This window comes from Stenotrophomonas sp. Sm10 (assembly GCF_030985515.1).
Classification (GTDB): domain Bacteria; phylum Pseudomonadota; class Gammaproteobacteria; order Xanthomonadales; family Xanthomonadaceae; genus Stenotrophomonas; species Stenotrophomonas hibiscicola.
The window spans coordinates 35,108-50,000 of the sequence record NZ_JAPTFO010000028.1 but is presented as its reverse complement, the minus strand read 5'-3'; the positions used below and the strand labels follow the sequence as shown (position 1 = coordinate 50,000).

Annotated in this window: 14 protein-coding genes and 1 pseudogene; 6 read left to right on the top strand and 9 right to left on the bottom strand. The window is 68.2% G+C overall.

Translation table 11 applies throughout. The annotated features are described in order from the left end of the window. Positions 1–91 precede the first annotated feature (91 nt). Genes O0J15_RS10180 through O0J15_RS10165 form a run of 4 tightly spaced genes read left to right on the top strand, consistent with a single transcriptional unit; the run spans position 92 to position 2,813 of the window. Positions 92–586 (top strand): TPM domain-containing protein, encoded by a 495-nt coding sequence (locus O0J15_RS10180; protein ID WP_019661113.1) that lies wholly within the window; start codon positions 92–94, stop codon positions 584–586. Between the two features lie 51 nt (positions 587–637). After that, on the top strand, positions 638–1,525 hold the full coding sequence (gene lgt / locus O0J15_RS10175; protein ID WP_308305594.1) for a prolipoprotein diacylglyceryl transferase: 888 nt from the start codon (positions 638–640) through the stop codon (positions 1,523–1,525). Then, a complete protein-coding gene (locus O0J15_RS10170; RefSeq protein ID WP_164145321.1) occupies positions 1,522–2,316 on the top strand; it encodes a thymidylate synthase in 795 nt (264 codons plus the stop codon). Before lgt ends, O0J15_RS10170 begins: the two co-directional genes overlap by 4 nt. A 5-nt stretch (positions 2,317–2,321) precedes the next feature. After that, positions 2,322–2,813, top strand: a complete 492-nt coding sequence (locus O0J15_RS10165) for a dihydrofolate reductase (RefSeq protein ID WP_308305593.1) — start codon at positions 2,322–2,324, stop codon at positions 2,811–2,813. 323 nt (positions 2,814–3,136) lie between these two features. Here the strand turns inward: O0J15_RS10165 and O0J15_RS10160 are convergent, their stop codons facing one another. The 9 genes and pseudogenes from O0J15_RS10160 to O0J15_RS10120 form a co-directional block, all read right to left on the bottom strand. Beyond that, positions 3,137–4,159: a symmetrical bis(5'-nucleosyl)-tetraphosphatase gene (locus tag O0J15_RS10160; RefSeq protein ID WP_180877913.1), complete on the bottom strand. Its 1,023-nt coding sequence runs from the start codon at positions 4,157–4,159 to the stop codon at positions 3,137–3,139. A 15-nt stretch (positions 4,160–4,174) separates the two neighbouring features. Further along, on the bottom strand, positions 4,175–4,558 hold the full coding sequence (gene apaG, locus O0J15_RS10155) for a Co2+/Mg2+ efflux protein ApaG (RefSeq protein WP_005412297.1): 384 nt from the start codon (positions 4,556–4,558) through the stop codon (positions 4,175–4,177). A 13-nt stretch (positions 4,559–4,571) separates the two neighbouring features. Continuing rightward, complete coding sequence (rsmA, locus tag O0J15_RS10150; protein WP_021203187.1) at positions 4,572–5,375, bottom strand: 16S rRNA (adenine(1518)-N(6)/adenine(1519)-N(6))-dimethyltransferase RsmA; 804 nt, start codon at positions 5,373–5,375, stop codon at positions 4,572–4,574. Further along, on the bottom strand, positions 5,372–6,352 hold the full coding sequence (gene pdxA, locus O0J15_RS10145) for a 4-hydroxythreonine-4-phosphate dehydrogenase PdxA (protein WP_019661120.1): 981 nt from the start codon (positions 6,350–6,352) through the stop codon (positions 5,372–5,374). The genes rsmA and pdxA overlap by 4 nt, the downstream gene beginning before the upstream one ends. 18 nt (positions 6,353–6,370) lie before the next feature. Continuing rightward, positions 6,371–7,702, bottom strand: a pseudogene (locus O0J15_RS10140) (peptidylprolyl isomerase); the annotation flags it as partial. Further along, positions 7,699–10,200, bottom strand: coding sequence for an LPS-assembly protein LptD (gene lptD, locus O0J15_RS10135; RefSeq protein WP_164145323.1), 2,502 nt, complete (start codon positions 10,198–10,200; stop codon positions 7,699–7,701). The pseudogene O0J15_RS10140 and the gene lptD, both read right to left, overlap by 4 nt. Before the next feature lie 89 nt (positions 10,201–10,289). Beyond that, a complete protein-coding gene (locus O0J15_RS10130) occupies positions 10,290–11,228 on the bottom strand; it encodes a histone deacetylase family protein (RefSeq protein WP_019661122.1) in 939 nt (312 codons plus the stop codon). Between the two features lie 9 nt (positions 11,229–11,237). Then, entirely contained in the window at positions 11,238–11,792 is a 555-nt protein-coding gene (locus O0J15_RS10125; RefSeq protein WP_308305592.1) for a cob(I)yrinic acid a,c-diamide adenosyltransferase, read from the bottom strand. Positions 11,793–11,802: 10 nt separating this feature from the next. Further along, on the bottom strand, positions 11,803–12,387 hold the full coding sequence (locus O0J15_RS10120) for a hypothetical protein (protein ID WP_019661124.1): 585 nt from the start codon (positions 12,385–12,387) through the stop codon (positions 11,803–11,805). A 107-nt stretch (positions 12,388–12,494) separates the two neighbouring features. Between O0J15_RS10120 and ubiH the strand changes: the two genes are divergently transcribed. Continuing rightward, positions 12,495–13,703: a 2-octaprenyl-6-methoxyphenyl hydroxylase gene (gene ubiH, locus O0J15_RS10115; RefSeq protein ID WP_019661125.1), complete on the top strand. Its 1,209-nt coding sequence runs from the start codon at positions 12,495–12,497 to the stop codon at positions 13,701–13,703. Further along, complete coding sequence (locus tag O0J15_RS10110) at positions 13,700–14,881, top strand: UbiH/UbiF family hydroxylase (RefSeq protein ID WP_171953546.1); 1,182 nt, start codon at positions 13,700–13,702, stop codon at positions 14,879–14,881. Before ubiH ends, O0J15_RS10110 begins: the two co-directional genes overlap by 4 nt. The last annotated feature ends 12 nt before the right edge of the window (positions 14,882–14,893 follow it).

The window sequence follows — 14,893 nt, the reverse complement described above, 5'->3', positions numbered from 1 at the left end:
GTTTTGGCGGAGGCGGTGGATTCGGCGGCGGAGGCGGCTGGGGCGGCGGCGGTGGCCTTTCCGGTGGCGGTGGTGCTTCGGGAGGCTGGTGATGATCCAACGTCTGTTCCGCCATGTATGTTCGCCGTCGGTACGTCGCGCGTTCCCGCCAGCCACGCTGCAGGCGATCACCGAGGCCATCGCCGCCGGTGAGCAGCGCCACGGCGGTCAGGTGATGTTCGCTGTGGAGGCCGATCTGCCTCTGTCCGCGTTGTGGCACAAGGTCACCCCGAGGCAGGCCGCCGAGCATGCCTTCGCACGCCTGCGCACCTGGGACACCGCTCACAACAACGGGGTGCTGATCTACCTGCTGCTGGCCGACCATGCCATCGAGATCGTCGCCGACCGCGGCCTGCATGGCCGGGTCAGCCCGGCGCAGTGGCAGCGGGTCTGCACCCATCTGCGCGAGGGCCTGCGTGGTTCCAATCCGGTGGAAGCGCTGCAGGATGCCATCGACGAGGTCTCCAGCCTGATCGAAGGGCACTTTCCGGCCTCGACCCGGTCGAACGATGACGCGTTGCCGAACTCGCCCCAGCTCCTTGGTTGAGCCGGGGCGGCACTGGCCCGAGAATAGGCGTTCAACCGCAAGGCACCTTCCATGATCTATTTCCACGACATCGACCCCATCGCCCTCTCGCTGGGGCCGATCAAGGTGCATTGGTACGGCATCATGTACCTGCTGGGCTTCACCGCTGCCTGGCTGCTGGGACGCACGCGCATCGCCGCCGGTCGCCTGCCGGGCGTCGACGCCAACGGCTTCTCCGACCTGCTGTTCTACGCCATGCTCGGCGTGGTGCTGGGCGGGCGCATCGGCTACATGCTGTTCTACGCGCTGGGCGATTTCCTGCACAACCCGCTGCTGCTGTTCAAGGTATGGGATGGCGGCATGAGCTTCCACGGCGGCCTGCTGGGCGTGCTGGGCGCCTGCTGGTGGTGGTCGCGCAAGCACCGCCTGCACTTCTTCGACACCATGGATTTCATGGCGCCGCTGGTGCCGCTGGGCCTGGGTTTTGGTCGCATCGGCAACTTCATCGGCGCCGAGCTGTGGGGCAAGTACACCGACGGTACCTGGGGCGTGGTGTTCCCGTCCGGCCTGCCGGCGCCGCTGAACCAGCTCGACCACGCCACCTTACAGGCGCAGTTTGCCACCGGCACGCTGAACCAGTTCGCGCGCCATCCCTCGCAGCTGTATGAAGCGCTGCTGGAAGGCCTGGTGATGTTCGTGGTGCTGTGGACGGTGTCGGCCAAACCGCGCCATCGTTACCTCGTCGGTGGCCTGTTCGCGCTGATGTATGGCCTGTTCCGCTTCGCGGTCGAGTTCGTGCGCATGCCCGACAACGGTGTCTACGTCGCGTTCGACTGGCTGACCCGTGGCCAGATCCTGAGCCTGCCGCTGATCGCCTTCGGCCTGGTGCTGCTGGCGATGTCGCGCCGCGCGCCGGTGCTGCAGCCGCAGCCGCTGGTGGCCGCCGGGGGCAAGGCATGAAGGCCTACCTGGACCTGCTCTCGCATGTGCTGGAGCACGGTGCGGAGAAGAGTGATCGCACCGGCACCGGCACCCGCAGCGTGTTCGGCTGGCAGATGCGTTTCAACCTGGCCGAAGGCTTCCCGCTGGTCACCACCAAGAAACTGCACCTGCGCTCGATCATCCACGAGCTGCTGTGGTTCCTGAAGGGCGATACCAACATCGGCTACCTGAAGGACAACCAGGTACGTATCTGGGACGAGTGGGCCGATGAAAACGGCGACCTCGGCCCGGTCTACGGCAAGCAGTGGCGCAGCTGGGCCACCGCCGATGGCCGCGAGATCGACCAGATGCAGTGGCTGGTGGACGAGATCAAGCGCAACCCCGATTCGCGCCGGCTGGTGGTCAGCGCCTGGAACGTGGGCGAGCTTTCGCAGATGGCGCTGATGCCGTGCCACAACCTGTTCCAGTTCTACGTGGTGGACGGCAAGCTCAGCTGCCAGCTCTACCAGCGCAGCGGCGACATCTTCCTCGGCGTGCCGTTCAACATCGCCAGCTATGCGCTGCTGACCCACATGGTGGCGCAGGCCACCGGCCTGGGAGTGGGCGACTTCGTGCACACGCTGGGTGACGCGCACCTGTACTCGAACCACTTCGAGCAGGCCCGCGAGCAGCTGGCGCGCGAACCGCGCGCGCTGCCCAAGCTGTGGTTGAACCCGGAGGTGACCGACCTGTTCGGATTCCGGTTCGATGACATCCGCATTGACGGCTATGACCCGCACCCGGCGATCAAGGCGCCGGTGGCGGTGTGAGTGCCATGAAGCTGTCGATGATCGTGGCGCTGGACCGCAACCGTGGCATCGGCCAGGGCAATGCCATGCCCTGGCACCTGCCGGATGATTTCAAGCACTTCAAGGCGCTCACCCTGGGCAAGCCGATCCTGATGGGGCGCAAGACGGCCGAGTCGATCGGCCGCGTACTGCCGGGGCGCACCAACCTGGTGCTGACCCGCAGCGGCCAGGTGCCGTTCGCGGGCATGCGCGCGGTGGCGTCGCTGGACGAGGCCAAGGCGATTGCCGAAGGCGAGGGCGCCCGCGAGCTGTGCATCATCGGCGGCGGCGAGATCTTCCACCAGCTGCTCGACCAAGCCAGCGACCTGTACCTGACCTGGGTCGATGCCGAAGTGCCTGCCGATACCCATTTCCCCGAAGTCGACATGCGGGACTGGCGGAAAGTCAGCAGCGAGCCGCACCCGGCCGACGAACGCCACGTCTACGCGTTCCGCTTCGTGCATTACGTGCGCCGCTGATCGCGCAAATACCAACGAAAACACCGACGGGGATATCGACGGGGTAGAGTCGACTGTTAGTCGACTGCTCTCGGCGGCCCCCCGAAAAACCCGCGCTGCGCGCGATAGTCGACTGACAGTCGACTCTGCCTGGGCTGTCGCTACGGCATCCGGTAATGCCCGATGGTGGCGTGCTGGAACCGCGGGTCCTCTTCGCGCGTGCTGCGCCCAGCGGCGAAGACGCGCAACGGCTGCGATGGACCGTGGGCGGTGCTTCCACCGCCGGTGGTGGCCGGGCCCGGGGTGGGCAGCGGCACCCGTCCATGGTGCCGGGAACGATCAGGTCACGCCTGCGGCGGGGTCCCGTTGTTGCCAGGGCCTGCGGAGCCGCCCCCACCGCCGCCACGGCGACGACGACGGCGCGGGCCACGGTTGCCCGGGTTGGCGGCCGCGGCGTTGGCCCCGCCCGGATCCCTGCCCTGCGCCGATGCAGCCGGGCGCTCGCGTGCTGGTCGCGCTGGCGTGCGTGCGTTGGGCACGGGTGCGGGGACATCGCGGCCCGGCACCTGCACCACGCGCAGTTCATCGGTATCGAGCTGGATCGCGGTCAGCTTGCCGCCCCAGACTGCGCCGGTGTCGATGGCATGCACGCCCTGGGTGATGGTCAGGCCCAGCGCCGACCAGTGGCCGCAGACGATCTTCAGGTCGCGCTCGACCCGGCCTGGCACTTCGAACCAAGGGTACAGTCCCTGTTCCTGCGTGCCCGGCGTGCCCTTGTCCTCGATGCCGATGCGCCCGCGCGGGGTGCAGTAGCGCATGCGGGTGAGCACATTGATGATCGCCCGTGAACGGTCGTAGCCGGACAGGTTCGGCGCCCAGCTCGGCTTGTCGCCGTACATGTTGCGGAACAGCTTGCGGTAGCCGCCACCGTGCAGTTGCGCCTCGACCTCGGCGGCATGCTTTTCGGCCATCTGCGTGGTCCACTTCGGTGCCAGGCCGGCGTGCACCATCATCCAGCCCAGCTCGCGATCCACGTGCACCAGCTTCTGCAGGCGCAGCCAGTCCAGCAGTTCGTCGCGGTCCTCGGCCTGCACGATGCGCAGCAGGTCCGGATTGACCTTGCGCTGTTCCTCTTCGGTGCGTGCACCGACGGCCAGCAGCGAAAGGTCATGGTTGCCCAGCACCACCACGCTGTGCCCGCGCAGCGAATGCACCAGCCGCAGCGTTTCCAGCGACTGGCCACCGCGGTTGACCAGGTCGCCGCAGAACCACAGGGTGTCCTGCGCCGGGTCGAAGCGGATCTTCTCCAGCAGGCGCTGGGTGACGTCGTAGCAGCCCTGCAGGTCGCCGATCGCCCACACACTCATCGTTCGGCCTCCGTGTCAGTGCAGGGTACGCGGGATGGCCAGCACGAAAGGTGCGACCGGCGCGGCGAATTCGGTGCCGTCGTCGGCGACCATGTCGTAGTGGCCCTGCATGGTCCCGTGATCGGTCCCCAGCATGACACCGGACGTGTAATGGAAGTCTTCACCGGGACGCAGGCGCGGCTGCTCGCCGATCACCCCGTCGCCATCGACATGCTCGACGCGGCCATTGGCATCGGTGATGCGCCAGTGGCGTGCAACCAGGCGCGCGGCAACACGGCCCTGGTTGTGGATGCGGATCGTGTAGGCGAACGCATAGCGCCCGTCTTCCGGCGCGGATTGGTCGTCGAGGAAGCGCGGTGCGACTTCGACGGAAATGGCGTAAACGTCAGCGTCTTCCATACCGGCAGTGTAATCAGGAGGCATTGGCCAAAGCGATGAATTCAGCCACATCCAGCTGTTCGGCGCGGGCATCGGGGCGCACGCCGGCGGCGACGAACTGCTCGGCCGTCACGACGTTGTTGAGCGCATTGCGCAGGGTCTTGCGGCGCTGCCCGAAGGCGGCCTTGACCACCTCGGCGAAACGGGCGTGGTCGTTGATGTTGATCGAGGCCGGGTCACGCGGCACCAGCCGTACCACGGCCGAATCGACCTTCGGCGGCGGCCGGAACGCGCCCGGCGGCACCACGAACAGCGAGGTCACCTGGCAATAGGCCTGCAGCATCACGCTGAGGCGGCCGTACACCTTGCTGCCGGGGCCGGCGGCCATGCGGTCGACCACTTCCTTCTGCAGCATGAAGTGCATGTCGCGGATCACCGCGGCATGTTCCAGTGCATGGAACAGGATCGGCGAGGAGATGTTGTAGGGCAGGTTGCCGACCAGGCGGATCGGCTGGCCGGCAGCCAGCTCGGTGAAGTCCACGCGCAGCACGTCGCGGTGGACGATGGTCAGCTCGCCCAGCGGCTCGGCGGCGGCGGTCAGCGGCGCGATCAGGTCGCGGTCGAACTCGATCACCGTCAGTTTCGGATGCACGCGCAGCAGCGGCAGGGTGATCGCGCCCTGACCGGGACCGATCTCGACCAGGCGATCGCCTTCTTTCGGGTTGACCGCCATCACGATCTTGTCGATGTAGTGGCGATCGGCCAGGAAATGCTGGCCAAGCTGCTTCTTGGCCGGTGCGGTGAACACCGGGCCGGAGGGGGAATGCGGGGAATTCATGCGCTCAGTGTACGTTGCCGCGCAAGCTGCGCACACAGCGTCGTTGCCGCCTGCAGGCTGGAAGGATCGGCAATGCCGCGGCCGGCCAGGTCCAGCGCGGTGCCATGGTCTACCGCCACGCGCGGGTAGGGCAGGCCCAGGGTCAGGTTCACCGCCTGCTCGAAACCGGAGTACTTCAGCACCGGCAGCCCCTGGTCGTGGTACATCGCCAGCACGGTGTCGAAACCGGCCAGCTTGGCCGGCAGGAACGCGGTATCGGCCGGCAGCGGCCCGACCAGGTCCATGCCCTCCGCGCGCAGGCGCTGCAGCAGCGGGATGACCAGGTCCAGTTCCTCGCGGCCCAGATGGCCGTCTTCGCCGGCGTGCGGGTTCAGGCCGAGCACGGCGATGCGTGGCGCGGGCAGGCCGAACTCGCGGCACAGCGCGGCGTGCACGGTGCGAAGGGTGTGTTCCAGGCTGGGCGCGGTGATCGCATCGGCCACCTCGCGCAGCGGCAGGTGGGTGGTGGCCAGGGCCACGCGCACGATGGGGTTGGCCAGCATCATCACCACCTTCACCCCGGCCTGGTCGGCCAGCAGTTCGGTGGTGCCACTGTAGGCGATGCCGCCTTCGTTGATGACCGCCTTGTGCACCGGGCCGGTGACCACGCCGTGCAGTTCGCCGGACAGGCAGGCCTGGCCGGCAGCGAGCAGGGCGCCGATGACGGCCCCGGCATTGGCCGGGTCGGCCTGGCCGAAGTGGCTGGGCATGGCATTGGCCACCGCGCGCACACGCAGGTCGCCCGGGGCGCGGGCTTCGGCGTCCTCGGGCAGCAGCTGCAGGGGCAGGTTCAGTGCGACGGCGGCCGCGCGCAGGGTATCCGGGTCGGCGAAGGCCAGCAGCCGGCAATCTTCACGCGGCTGCTGGACGAGGCGGACACACAGCTCCGGGCCGATCCCGGCGGGCTCGCCCGGTACCAGAGCGAGCTCGGGGCGCATCGGTCAGGACTGCGGCGGCGTGGCGGTATTTTCCGCGCGGTCCCCGCTGCGGAAGCTGACATAGGCTTCGCCACGCAGTTCCTGCAGGAAGCGGTTGTACTCGTCTTCCAGCTTGCGGCGGCCGATGGTCTCGCGGATCTGGGCGCGCTGGTTGTCGTTGGTCACGTCGGTCTGGCGGGTGGCCACGCGCTGCACGATGTGCCAACCGGCATCGGTGCGGAACGGCTGGCTGACGCCGCCGTCCTGGATGCCGGCCACCTGCTGGCCGAACGCCGGACCGAACGCGTCGACCGGGAACCAGCCCAGATCGCCGCCCTGGCCCTTGCTGTTGTTGTCCTCGGAGGATTCCTTGGCCACGGTTTCGAAATCCGCGCCGCCGGCGATGCGGGCGCGCAGGGTATCGATCTTGGCCTTGGCGGCAGCGTCGGTCTGGTGATCGTCCACGCGCACCAGGATGTGGCGGCCGTGGTATTCGGTGACCGTGTGCGCGCCACCGCTGGCGGCGCTGGCATCACGCACTTCCACCAGCTTCAGCAACTGGAAGCCGCTGGGGCCGCGGATCGGGCCGACCACTTCGCCGGGCTTCATCTTTTCCATCAGCTGGGCAAAGGCCTGCGGGATTTCATCCAGGCTGCGCCAGCCCAGATCGCCGCCTTCCAGCGCGTTCGGGCTGTCCGAATAACGCACGGCGGCAGCGTTGAAGTCCAGCTCACCCTTGTCCAGCAGGGCCTTCACGCCCTCGGCCTTCTTCTGGCCGGTGGCGATCTGGTCGGCGTTGGAGCCGTCGGGCAGGGCGATCAGGATGTGTGCCAGGTGGTACTGGTTGCCCACCGTGGCCTGCTGCTTCAGCGCGGCGTCCACTTCACCCTCGCTGACGCTGATGCGGCTCTGCGCGAAGCTCTGGCGCAGGCGCTGCACAGTGATTTCATCGCGCACCGAAGCACGGAAATCGTTGAAATCGATGCCGTCGTGGGCCAGGCGCTGGCGCAGTGCATCCAGGTCCGAGCCGTTCTGCTGGGCGATGGCATTCATCGCCTGGTTCAGCTCCTGGTCGCTGACGCGGATGCCGCTGCCCTGGGCGCGGGCGACCTGCAGCTTGACCAGCACCAGTCGCTCGAGCACCTGGCGGCTGAGCACGTCTTCCGGCGGCAGCTGGTTTTCACGGCCGGCGTACTGGGCCTTGATGTTGGCGATCGCACGCTGGAGCTCGCTCTGCAGGATCACGTCCTCGTCGACGACGGCGGCGATGCGGTCCAACGGCTGCGCCTCCTGCGCGAGCACCTGCAGAGGGGCGGACACGCTGGACACCGCCAGCAGGGAGGCGAGAAGAACGGGGAAGCGCTTGGTCATGGGATCTGATTCGGATCGTAGTCATCGCGGGTCACCCCGGTGTTGCTGGGCGGCACGAGATAGAGGTCGTCGCGGTTGTAGCCGAGGATAGCACGGCGCAGGGTGCGGTCCGTGTCCTGGCCGATGGAGCTCAGGCCCTTCAGGACGAACTCCACCTGGATGGAATTGTTCATCTCGCCCTCGCGATTGCGGACGTAGCGGCGGCCGACCACGCGCACGGCCAGGCAGCAGCTGTCCCACTGCACGCCGCCGATGATTTCCAGCGGCTCCTTGTCCTGCAGCGAGTAGTAATAGCGACCGACCAGGCTCCAGCGCGCATTCAGCGGGTACAGGAACGACAGGTCAGCCTGCTCCAGCAGGGTGCGGTCATGCTTGTTGGCCGTCGCCGGGGCGCCGGCGTTGATGCGGTAGCGGTAGCTCAGGTTGATCACGCCATCGTTGGGCATCAGGTAGCGGGCGCGGACGCTGGCCAGATCCTCGCGCTTGTACTTCGGGTCCCACTGGTAGGTGGCGCCCAGGGTCCAGCGGTCGTTGATCATGTAGTTGCCGTCGGCGATCCACGCCGACTTGCCCTTCTCTACCGGCGCGCCGCCCGGCGTGACGGTCACCCGCGACTCGTCGAAGTACTGGATCTGGCCGATCGAGGCCGAGAACCGCTCCTTGCCGGTGGTCTGGTCGATGAAACGGGTACTCAGTGCCAGGGTCAGCTGGTTGGCATCGTTCTGGCGGTCGGCGCCGGTGTAGCGCGAATCGCGGAACAGCTGGCCCCAGCTGAAGGTGAAGTCACGGGTGTCGAAGATCGGCAGTTCGTCCTGGTTGCGGTACGGCGTGCGCAGGTAGAACAGGCGCGGCTCCAGCGTCTGCAGGAAGGACTTGCCGCGGATGCTGGTCTCGCGGTCGAAGAACAGGCCGGCGTCGATGCTGCCGATCGGCAGGCTGCGGCTGGGCGAGGTGTTGCCGCGCAGCTGTTCCGGGGTGGCGGTGGTCGGGTCGATGCCCTGCGAGCGCAGAATCTGGCCACGGATGCCATTCACGCCGTCGACCAGGCCGCGATCGAGCTGGTAGGCCGTATACCGATACGCCAGGGTCGGCGTGATGTACCAGGCCGCGCCGCTGATGGGGAACGACACGTACGGCTTCACGTCCAAGCGCGAACCACCGCTCACACCGATTCCGGATCTCTGTTGGACGCCATTGCGCGTGTACTGCAGGTCCGGACCGGCATCGGCGCCGTACTTGAAGTTGATGTCGTCGTGGGTGAAGCGCACGGCCTCGGCGTAAATGCCGGTTTCCAGCCACGGCAGGATCGGCTTGTCCCAGTTGAAATACAGGCGCGGCTGGCGGTTGTAGGGCAGCGCGCTCTCGTTGAGGGTGTAGTCGGTCAGTTGCCAGCGGTCGGCCATGATCCCGGCCGTCCAGTTCTGGCCGGTGCCGTACAGGCCAATGGTGCTCTGCAGGTTGGAGGCGGTCACGCCCACCAGGCGGTTGGCGAAGTCCTCGACATAGCGCTCGTCGCTCACCCAGGCCAGGTTGGCGCGGGCCTGCCAGTGGCTGTTCACGTTGTGGTAGCCGTCGAACATCACCCGGCCGCGGTCGCGGTCACGCAGCCTGTCGCTGGGCATGTAGCTGGTCAGCACCTCGCCACGGCCGCCGTTGTAGAGGTAGCGGAACTCGTTGTCGAGCAGCAGGCCGCGCCGGCTCATGTAGCGCGGGGTCAACGTGTCGTCGTAGTTCGGCGCCAGATTGAAGTAGATCGGCTGCGCGTAGTCGAAACCGTTGCGGCCGGACATGCCCAGCTGCGGGAACAGCAGGCCGGTCTTGCGGCGGTCATCGATCGGGAACTTGAAGTACGGCGCCCACAGCACCGGCACCTTGCCGATCCGCAGCACGGCGTTGCGGGCGGTGCCGAAGCCCTCGTCGTTGTCCACTTCGATCTGCGGCGCCGACAGCTTCCACACCGGCTGTGACGGGTCGCAGGTGGTGTAGGTGGAGCGGTGCATCTGGCCGACCGCGCCCTGCAGGTCGACCGACTCGGCATCGCCGTTGCCGCGGCGCGACACCAGCTGGTACTTGATGTCGGTGATCTTGTGGGTGTCGCTTTCCTGGTTGCCTTCGGCGCGCTTGGCGACCATCCGGATCGACCCGTCCTGGTAGCGGACATTGCCGTCGGCGATGTAGTTGCCGGTCTCGGTGTCGAAACTGAGCTTGTCGGTACCGACGAACTGGTCGCCCCGGCGCAGCGCCACGTTGCCCTCGTACTGCGGCACGGTGGTGGTACCCAGCAGTTGGTCGCCTTCGATGTCGGTCGGCTGGTTCTCGCGGGCGGCCGCAGCGGCAGCCTTGTCCTGGCCCGGGACCGGCGTGGGGGCGTCGGTGAACGCGGGAATGACGTCGGTGGCCGGGCACAGGCCCCAGTTGAGCGGCTTATCATCAGCCATTGCCGGAAGGCTGATGGCGATGCTCAGAGGCAGGGGAAGCAGGCGGAGGGCTCGGCGCACGCGGTTCGGATTCGGGCGAAAACGGACGGTAGCTTGCCCCATCCCTTGCATAGGGGCAATGAAGGACGCCGGAGCCTGCCGGTTCGGGTTCATCCGGCGGAGGTGCCGGCGGATGGCGTAAGCAGGGCCTGGACATGGGCCACGCTGCACTCGGCCAGGGCCTGCAGGTCATAGCCGCCCTCCAGCATCGACACCACCCGGCCAGCCGCGTGGCGGCGTGCCAGCGCGTGCAGCTCACCGGTGATCCAGGCGAAATCGTCGGTCTCCAGCATCAGATCCGCCTGTGGATCACGCAGGTGGGCATCGAAGCCGGCCGAGATCAGCAGCAGCTGCGGGCGGAAGTCGTCGATGGCCGGCAGCATCTCGTCGGCCCAGACGTTGCGGAAGCGGAAGCCGCCGCTTCCCGGCGGCAGCAGGATGTTCATCAGGTTGCCGGCACCGCGGTCGCGGCGCAGGCCGGAATTGGGGAACAGCCCGGCCTGGTGGGTGCTGTAGTACGAAACCCGGGCGTCATGCTGGAAGATGTCCTGGGTGCCATTGCCGTGGTGCACGTCGAAATCGACCACCGCGATCCGTTCCAGGCCATGGCGGTCGCGGGCATGGGCGGCGGCGATGGCGATGTTGTTCAGCAGGCAGAAGCCCATGGCGGTGCTGCTGGTGGCGTGGTGGCCCGGTGGGCGTACCGCGCAGAAGGCCAGCGGGTCCTCGCCCAGCATCACCGCATCGACTGCGGCGACGCCGGCACCGGCGGCGTGCACGGCGGCGCTGGCCGAGCCCGGCGAGGTCCAGGTGTCCATGTCCAGCTGGCGCAGCGGTGCGGTCTGCGGCTGCAGCACGAAGTCGAGCAGGGCGCTGTCGTGGACCCGGGTCAGTTCGCCGAACTTCGCCGGCGGCGCCTCGCGCCAGTCCAGCTGGCCGGGGAAGGCGGTGTGCAGCGCGTCCAGCACCTGCTGCAGCCGTTGCGGGCATTCGGGATGGCCGGGACCGGGGTCATGCAGCAGGCAGGACGGGTGGGAATAGACCAGCATCGTGCCGACTCAGCGCTGGCGCTGCTGTGGCTGCCACAGCGCTTCGCCATGGCCGTCGGCGCGGGCCAGCACCCGGGCCAGCACGAACAGCAGGTCCGACAGCCGGTTGAGGTATTGCAGCGCCTCGCTGCGGACGGCCTCGTGGCGGGCCAGGGTGACCGTCTCGCGCTCGGCGCGGCGGACGATGGCGCGGGCCAGATGGCAGCGCGCGGCAGCTTCGCCGCCGGCCGGCAGGATGAATTCCTTCAGCATCGGGAGGTTGGCGTTGTAATGGTCCAGCTGCTGCTCCAGGGCCGAGACGTCGGCGGCATGGATCGCGGCGTGGCCGGGAATGCACAGCTCGGCGCCCAGATCGAACAGCTGGTGCTGCAGATGCACCACCAGCGCGCGTACATCCTCGGGCAGGGGCGCGGCCAGCAGCAGGCCGAGCGCGGCGTTGGCCTCGTCGACGGTACCGAAGGACGCCACGCGGGCGTCATCCTTGGCCACGCGTTGGCCGTCGCCAAGGCCGGTACTGCCGTCGTCGCCGGTGCGGGTGTAAATGCGCGAGAGGCGATGACCCATGGCGCGCGGCTCAGTGGCGGATGTCGCGGCGGGCCTGCTGGAGCTTCAACACCTGCTCCACGGCCAGCTGCAGGGCAGCGGCCAGCGCCACATAGATCGCCGTAGTGCGCAGGTAGGGCCCGAACCACTGCGCGTAGTTCTGTGCCCAGCCGGCCAGGGTCGGCTCGGCCACGTTACGGCTGGTCCAGTAGAAGCCGCCCTGCGCCAGCAGGTGGCAGATCGCCACCGACGCGACCAGCAGCAGCGCACCCTTGGCCAGCACCGGCCAGCGCGCGCCCTGGTAGTTGCGGCCCAGCAGCATGCCGCCGGCCCACAGCGAGAAGTACGCCGGCAGCAGCAGCCAGTAACCCGGCGACACGCAGTAGTGCTGCCAGAAATCCAGGCCGCTGCTGCGGATCACGATCCAGTCCACCAGCACGGCGAACACCATCAGCAGCGGAAACGCCCAGCGTGTCCACGTGGCCAGATAGAAGCCACCGATGAAGAACACCGCCCAGGAGGCATCCGGAATGGCCGCGAAGTGGTTGACCCGGGTCGCCGCCAGCAACAGCACGAGGACGGACAGGACGAAGGCGCGGTTGGCGGTGGCGGACATGGCAGCGGGCCCGGAGCGGATTCAGGTTTCATTCTAGCCCGCCGCGCCGGTTGGCGCAGGCGCCGCTTGTTCGGCGTACAGTCGGGGCGAGCGCGTATCATGAACACATGAGTGAACGACATGACGTGCTGATTGTCGGTGGTGGCCTGGTGGGTGCCAGCCTGGCCATCGCCCTGGACCGGCTGGGCCGCGACGTGGGCCTGCTCGAGGCCAGCCCGGCCGGCGAGCTGCCTGCGGTGTTCGACCAGCGCAATCTCAGTTTCGCCGCTGCCACCGTCAATGCGCTGACCGCGCTGGGGGTGATGCAGAAGCTGGCGATGGCACCGGGCCCGATCCGGCGCATCCATGTCAGTCGTGCCGGCGATTTCGGCCGTGTGCAGCTCGAAGCGGCCGATTACGACCGGCCGTGGTTCGGCCAGGTGGTGGTCGCGCGCGATTTCGGCCAGGCGCTGGAAGCGCGGCTTCAGGAGCTGCCGCGCCTGCGCCGTTATCGGCCGATGCGGTTCCTGGGACTGGGCGAGGTGGTGGACGGCTACCGCCAGGTGCGGGTGGCTGACGAGGCGGGTGAACGCGTGCTGCTGGCACGTCTGGTGGTGGGGGCCGATGGCACCACCAGCGGCGTGCGTGGCGCGCTGGGCATCGAGGTCGACCGCCATGATTTCCAGCAGACCCTGTTCGTCGCCCGCGTGCGCAGCCAGCGTGCGCCGGATGGCACGGCCTGGGAGCGCTTCACCGATACCGGCCCGACCGCCCTGCTGCCGCGCGGTGACCGCCACTTCGGCACCGTGCATGGCGTGGCCCGCGATCAGGCCGATGCGGTGATGGCGCTGGACGATGCGGCCTGGCTGCAGCGCCTGCAGGACGCGATCGGCTGGCGTGCCGGCCGCCTGCTCGAATCCGGTCCACGCAGCGCTTATCCGCTCATCCAGGTGCTGGCGCGCGCATTGGCCGGTGAACGCACGGTGCTGCTGGGCAATGCCGCGCAGACCATCCATCCGCTGGGTGCGCAGGGCTTCAACCTGGGCCTGCGCGATGCGCTGACCCTGGCCGAACTGCTGGAGAATGCGCATGAGGATGCCGGCAGTGATGCATTGCTGCAGGCCTATGTTGCACGCCGCGAGGAAGACCGCCGGCAGACGGTGGCGTTCTCCGGCGGCCTGGCACGGCTGACCAGCAACCCGGCGCCACTGATGCGGCCGCTGCGCAGCCTCGGTCTGGTGGCCGCACAACGCGCCTCGGTGCAGTCGATGCTGGTCGGTGGTGCGATGGGCTTCCGTGGCGAAGTACCGCGGCTGTGCCGTGGAGAAACCGCATGAGCCGCCGCGCGCGCCTGGATGTGGCCATCGTCGGCGGTGGCGTGGTCGGTGCCGCGTGCGCGCTGGCGCTGGCCGATGCCGGCCTGTCGGTGGCGTTGGTGGAAGGTCGTGAGCCCGCGCCGTGGCAGGTTGCGCAACCGGACCTGCGCGTGTTCGCCTTTGCCGCCGACAACGTGCAGCTGTTGAACCGCCTCGGCGTGTGGCCGGCGATCGCCCAGGCCCGTGCCTGGCCCTACCGGCGTATGCAGGTGTGGGATGCGGCCGGTGGCGAAGATCTGCTGTTCGATGCCGATCGCTTCGGCCGTCGCGAACTGGGCTACATCGTCGAGAACGGCCTGCTGCAGGACCGCCTGTGGGCGGCGCTGCCGGCGGCGGGCGTGCAGCTGCACTGCCCGGCACGGGTGGAAGCACTGGAGCAGGACGAGGACGGCGTGCGCCTGCGCCTGGATGACGGTCGCCGCCTGGAAGCGGCGTTGGCGGTGGCCGCCGACGGTGCCGAATCGACCCTGCGCCAGCTGGCCGGGATCGAGGTTGAAAAGCATGACTACCACCAGCGTGGCGTGGTGGCCTACGTGGACAGCGATCTTTCCAACCAGGCCACGGCCTGGCAGCGTTTCCTGCCGGGCGGTCCACTGGCGCTGCTGCCGGTGGCCGAGCGCCGCAGCTCCATCGTCTGGACCCTGCCCGAGGATGAAGCGGCTCGCGTGCTGGCGTTGGACGAGGACAGCTTCAACCGCGAACTGACCCGCGCCTTCGCTGCACGCCTGGGCGAACTACGTCTGGCCTCGCCGCGTGCGGCGTTCCCGCTGCGCCGCCAGCTGGCCCGTCACTATGTCGCCGGCCGCGTGCTGGCGCTGGGCGATGCCGCGCATGTGGTGCACCCGCTGGCCGGGCAGGGCGTGAACCTGGGGTTGCGCGATGTCGCCGCCCTGCAGCAGTGGCTGGCGCCGTCGGCCGAGCGCCGCGGCCAGCCGCGGCTGTCGCCGCAGCGCCTGCAGCGCTGGGCACGCGAACGGCGCAGCGACAACCACATCGCCGCCTACAGCTTCGATGCGATCAACCGCCTGTTCTCCAACGACGAAATGCACCTGACCCTGGCCCGCGGTCGTGCGCTGGGCTGTGTCGGCAAATGGCCGCCGCTGGTGCAGGCATTCTGGAAGCGCGCCGCCGGGGTCTGAAGCAAAAAGGGG